Origin of the sequence: Salinicola peritrichatus (assembly GCF_003206715.1) — a bacterium.
GTDB classification, from domain to species: domain Bacteria; phylum Pseudomonadota; class Gammaproteobacteria; order Pseudomonadales; family Halomonadaceae; genus Salinicola; species Salinicola peritrichatus.
Window position 1 is genome coordinate 1 of sequence record NZ_PZJU01000061.1, and the last position, 4,920, is coordinate 4,920.

The 4,920-nt window shown below is 57.5% G+C and carries 7 protein-coding genes; all 7 read left to right on the forward strand.

Annotated elements, in window-relative coordinates:
* Window positions 1–158, forward strand: a 158-nt coding sequence (locus DOM57_RS19080; RefSeq protein ID WP_239496328.1) for a type II toxin-antitoxin system RelE/ParE family toxin, incomplete at its 5' end; no start/stop codon positions are given.
* Window positions 159–217: 59 nt separating this feature from the next.
* Window positions 218–541, forward strand: coding sequence for a helix-turn-helix domain-containing protein (locus DOM57_RS19085; protein WP_110650774.1), 324 nt, complete (start codon window positions 218–220; stop codon window positions 539–541).
* Window positions 542–907: 366 nt separating this feature from the next.
* Complete coding sequence (locus tag DOM57_RS19095) at window positions 908–2,257, forward strand: tyrosine-type recombinase/integrase (protein WP_110650775.1); 1,350 nt, start codon at window positions 908–910, stop codon at window positions 2,255–2,257.
* A gap of 314 nt (window positions 2,258–2,571) precedes the next feature.
* The gene (locus tag DOM57_RS19100) at window positions 2,572–3,453 is read left to right on the forward strand and encodes a hypothetical protein (protein WP_110650776.1); all 882 of its coding nucleotides are present in this window, start codon (window positions 2,572–2,574) and stop codon (window positions 3,451–3,453) included.
* 150 nt (window positions 3,454–3,603) lie between these two features.
* The gene (locus tag DOM57_RS19105; RefSeq protein ID WP_110650777.1) at window positions 3,604–4,068 is read left to right on the forward strand and encodes a hypothetical protein; all 465 of its coding nucleotides are present in this window, start codon (window positions 3,604–3,606) and stop codon (window positions 4,066–4,068) included.
* Window positions 4,058–4,342: a type II toxin-antitoxin system RelE/ParE family toxin gene (locus DOM57_RS19110; RefSeq protein ID WP_110650778.1), complete on the forward strand. Its 285-nt coding sequence runs from the start codon at window positions 4,058–4,060 to the stop codon at window positions 4,340–4,342. Before DOM57_RS19105 ends, DOM57_RS19110 begins: the two co-directional genes overlap by 11 nt.
* Window positions 4,324–4,920 (forward strand): hypothetical protein (locus DOM57_RS19115; protein WP_162619601.1); only part of this gene is annotated, 597 nt, incomplete at its 3' end. The genes DOM57_RS19110 and DOM57_RS19115, both read left to right, overlap by 19 nt.

Genomic DNA, 4,920 nt, shown 5'->3' on the forward strand with positions numbered 1-4,920 from the left:
ACTGTGCCACTACATCTACGGGTGTCCTCGAAGTTGTTGAAGACCATCAGAGCGACACCTACCGCGCCGTTTATACCGTCAAGTTTGAAGGGGCGATTTACGTCCTGCACTGCTTCCAAAAGAAGTCCAGCAGTGGCATCGCCACGCCCAAAGCCTGAAATGGAAAAGGTTCGTGAACGTCTGAAAGCCCTCGAGCAGCATCTAAAGGAGCATCGTCATGATCGAGATTGAAGAAGGTGGCGGTAACGTTTATGCCGATCTCGGCTTCCCTGACGCCGATGAAATGCTCATCAAAGCCCAGCTTGCCACTGAAATTGCCGATGTTATCAAGCGCCGTCGGCTTACTCAGGTCAAGGCATCTGAAATCATGGGCATTTCCCAGCCCAAGCTCTCCGGTCTTCTTCGCGGTCAATTCCGTGGCATCAGTGAAGCGAAGATGCTCGACTGCCTGGCACGTCTCGGTCGCGAGGTTCGTATCGTCGTCGGCCCAGCTCGGCCACGCTCGGAACCCGGCCAGGTGCAATTGGAGTTCGCTGGTTGAAATTCGCTCGGTGAGGCCGTTCGACTAAACCCGATTCAGGCGTTGATACTTTGTTGACACCAAAGCAGAAAAGCCGCCAATGAGCGGCCCTTGAGGAAATATAACTAATTGAAATTCTGACAAACCTGGTGCCGGTGAGTGGATTCGAACCACCGACCTACGCATTACGAATTAGCGTTCCCGCACTTTTACGCAGTTACCCCGGCTTTGCTGTACGTCTCTAAGCGTCTATTATCAAAGCACTTTCACCACCTTAGTCTTTGCTCGGCTTCTACGGAAATATACCCAAATCGATGCATTTCCTAGACCCGGCATATACCCAGACGGACCTACGCACTCCCGCCGCACCGCCTTGGAGGCCCGGCCATGCCGAAGCTCACTTTCACGAAGAGGGCCATCGATGACCTCCCTCTACCTCTCGAGGGCAAGCGCGCCAACTACACCGACACCAAGGTGCCCGGCCTCGAACTGCGGATGACGTCGAAGGGCACCAAGACCTTCAGCTGCCAACGCTGGGTGAAGGCGACGAGCCGTGCGGAGAGGATCACTCTCGGTCGCTATCCTGGCATGACTATCGAGCAGGCACGGCGGCAGGCTTTGCAAATCAGCAGCGCGATCGCCAGCGGTGATAATCCGGCTGAAGCACGGCGGCAGCTGCGTGGCGAACCGACCTTCGGCGATCTGTTCGCTGACTTCCTGCGCAAACACTCGGTGCGGAAGAAGAAAACTTGGCGTGAGGACGAGAAGAATTACAACCGGCATCTGGCGCCAACGCTGGGCAGCCGGAAACTCTCCAGCCTGGCGCGAAAAGACTTTGCCCAAATCCATGGCGCTATCAGCAAAACGGCACCCGCACACGCCAACAAGGTGCTCGCACTTTGCTCGGTGATGTTCAACTGGGCAATCGATGCCGGTGTATGGGATGGCCAGAACCCTGCCGCGGGTATCAAAAAGAACAAGGTCGAGCAGCGTGACCGGTTTCTACAGCACCACGAGCTACCCAGATTTTTCCAGGCTTTGGCGGCGGAGCCATCCGATACGGTCCGCGACTTCTTCCTTGCCTGCCTGCTGACGGGAGCCCGGCGAGCCAATGTACTGGCGATGCGTTGGGATCAAGTCGACCTGGCCGAAGGTGTGTGGCGAATCCCCGACACGAAGAACGGAGATCCCCAGCTCGTCACTCTCGCCAGCCAACTGGTCAGCGTTTTGGAGGATCGCCACACCAATGTATCCGGTCCGTGGGTATTCCCCGGTGAGGGCAAGACTGGCCACTATGCCGAACCGCGAAAAGGCTGGGAGCGAATACTCGCCCGAGCCCAGGCATTGGGTCTCGTGCAAGCAATCGCGACTGCCGAAGCTTGGGATGATCCGGATATCACTCGAGCGGTGGAAATCGCGCTCACCCAGCCGCGTCAGGCTCAACGGCTGTACGCCGATGAGATCCGAAGGCATGGACTCGACCCGGAGGCTTACGCGCTGTCGAAGCTACGAATCCACGACCTACGTCGAACCTTGGGAAGTTGGCAAGCCAGGCACGGCGCATCGCTGGCCATCATCGGAAAATCCCTCAATCACAAGAGCGTGCAGGCCACCGCTATCTATGCCCGCCTGGATATCGATCCTGTTCGTGACAGCGTGACACGAGCGGTCGATAACCTGCTGGCTGCGGGTGGCATTTCGGAGCCGGGTAAAGTGGTTCCAATAAAGCGCCGATAGAGTTCTCAAACGAGGATTTTCCGGGTCCGGTGCAAATCGCGATGTCCGTTGTGTCTTTGTGTCCTGAAACATATTAAGTAGTTGATTTATAAACAATACTTAGTTAAGACACAAAGCGCCCCGCAGCTGGACACAAACGCTTCGGACACAAGTTGTGTCCGTCTTCACCGAGCATTCACCGCAACTCTCGAGGGGCGAGCGCTGGGCCGGCCTCCCAAGCAATCCTACTCTGCTAGGGCTGATCTTAAGCCGGCTGCAGCTACCTCCCTGGCGGCTATCGAAACGTAGTGTTCAGACACGGCAGGAGCAAAGGAATGGAAACTGGTGAGCAGGTAGAGGGGATCTTCGGTGACAAGCTTTATCAACGCCTGGCGAAGGCTGCACTTCCAATCCTGATCAACTATGCGAGGGCCGGTCAGACGGTTACCTACCAGGATCTGGCGCGAGAGCTCAGCACACTCGGCATTCATGAACGGGACATTCACTACCGACACATAGGGCGCATAGCGGGATCAGTAGCTGACACGCTGATCGACTTGGGGAAGCAGCGGGATGAGCTCCTACCGCCCCTCTCGTCCTTAGTCGTGAGCAAATCGAACGGGCAACCTGGAGAAGGCGTCGACTACTTCCTGCGTCACTACTTCGACTTGAGGGCCGTACCTCAAGAAACACGCGAAGCCTACGTGGGCATGGCACAACAGGCGGTCTTCGATTACCAGGCTTGGGAAGGCGTGTTGTATGAGCTCGGAGTTGAACCGCTCATCGTCGACCGCAACAGCGAAGCGACAGCCGCCGCCGCGGAGAGTGGCGGCCGAGGCGGCGAGGGGCCAGAACACAAAGCGCTGAAAGAGTTCGTCGGTGACAATCCGGGCGCGATCGGGCTGAAGCGCGTCGATCCTCCCTGGTACGAATGCCCCCTCGGCTCCGGTGACCGTCTCGATATCTTCTTCGAATCCCCAAGGCAGTGGATCGGCGTCGAAGTGAAATCCCACCTCTCCGACGATGCCGACGTGCTGAGAGGCATTTACCAATGCGTGAAGTATCAAGCGATCTTGGAAGCGGAGAGAGTCGCCAGCGGTTTCGACGTTACCGTCAGAGCCATCTTGGTATTAGGCGGCACGTTGAGCCAGCAGAACCGGCGCCTAAAGAATCTGTTCGATGTGGAAGTGTTCGAGGGCGTGCGGCCAATATCGTAGAGGGCGACTCCCGCCGACGATAACACCCGACGACACAAGGCAAAGGCCGGCAACCCTGTTCGCGCACTCGGCGGTATAGCGAGGGCCGGGGTTGCGGCGTATAGTATCTACTCGTATTCGATTACTAGATAACCGGGATGAGGTATCGAGATGGTTACCACCATTGATATCGACCACCGTGCGCTCGCCAAGCTGGCAAGTGAGCAGGCTATGCGTGACACCGTCGCCGTAGGGCAACCAGGGGGTTGGTGCGTCGAAGTCGAGCTGAACGGGTCTCGCGGCCGGCTCGTCTCCAAGCGCGGCGGTCCGCGTTTGTTCAGCCGATTCGAGACACTGGCCGGTTACCTCCGGCGAGTTGGCATCGACCACTTCAGCGTGGAGGCCGAGCACTTCACGCCCACCTCGTCACGCGCTCGCCCGGACGCTGCCGAGCGCATGACCAGGACCCACGATGCCGCCGAACACGACGCCTGGTTCAGGCGCCAAGTCGAACAGTCCCTGCACGAGGCCGATAGCCCCGGTGCACAGTGGACGGAGAACGTGCCCGCAATGAGCCGTATACGCGATCGAATAAAGGGACAGCAGTCGCGACGGCAGGGCCAAGATGATCGTTAGGTGGCTCGAACGAGCGATCGTCGATCTGGAGGGCATCGCCGACTATATCGCCATGGATAGACCTGATGCTGCGTTGAGCATCGTGGATCGGGTAGAGGCATCTGCCGAGGCTATCCCCGACAACCCACAGCGTGGGCGCTCGGGGCGCGTCTCGGGCACGCGCGAGCTGATCATCGCCGGCACGCCCTACCTCATCGTGTACCGCATCAGCCCGAATACGATCGATGTACTGAGAGTGCTACATGGTGCTCAGCAATGGCCTCCCTCGCATTGAGTTTTTCAGCCATGACCTACCCGAGCTCAATGCAACTGTTGGGCACGCCGTTTTATCCGCTTACTCACAATCTGGATCAGGTATTCGAGATCCTCGCTGAGCTCACCCTTTACGAAGAATACGCCTACATCATCGATCAGGCCTTTGCATTGATTGAGAACGTGGGAGACGAAATAGCTCCAGATTATCCGCCCGAGCCTCTCCCCGATGATTTATCGAGTACTGATGAACTAGTGCGCGCGCACAAAGCCAGAGAAGCTGAATTGATAGCGCGGGATCGTCTTATAGCCGACATGGAAGAGCTACTGTTCTCCATTCATCGAAGCGGCGACGTCCGTCTACTAATCGAGGCAAGGCGCTACCCTGTTCATTCCGCGATCCGCAGCCAAGTTGATGGCACGGATCAGTTCTCTGATGACGTCCTTGTCTACCTTTATGCGATCATGAAAGCATCACAGGTGGTCATGACCATTGCCAAGCTCCTGTACGATGCAGAAGAGGCCTTATTCGTGAGCCTTGGCGCCGAAACCGACAACGAAGCGGGGAGGACTCTTGCGGACTGTAGTGTAGTGGTCAAG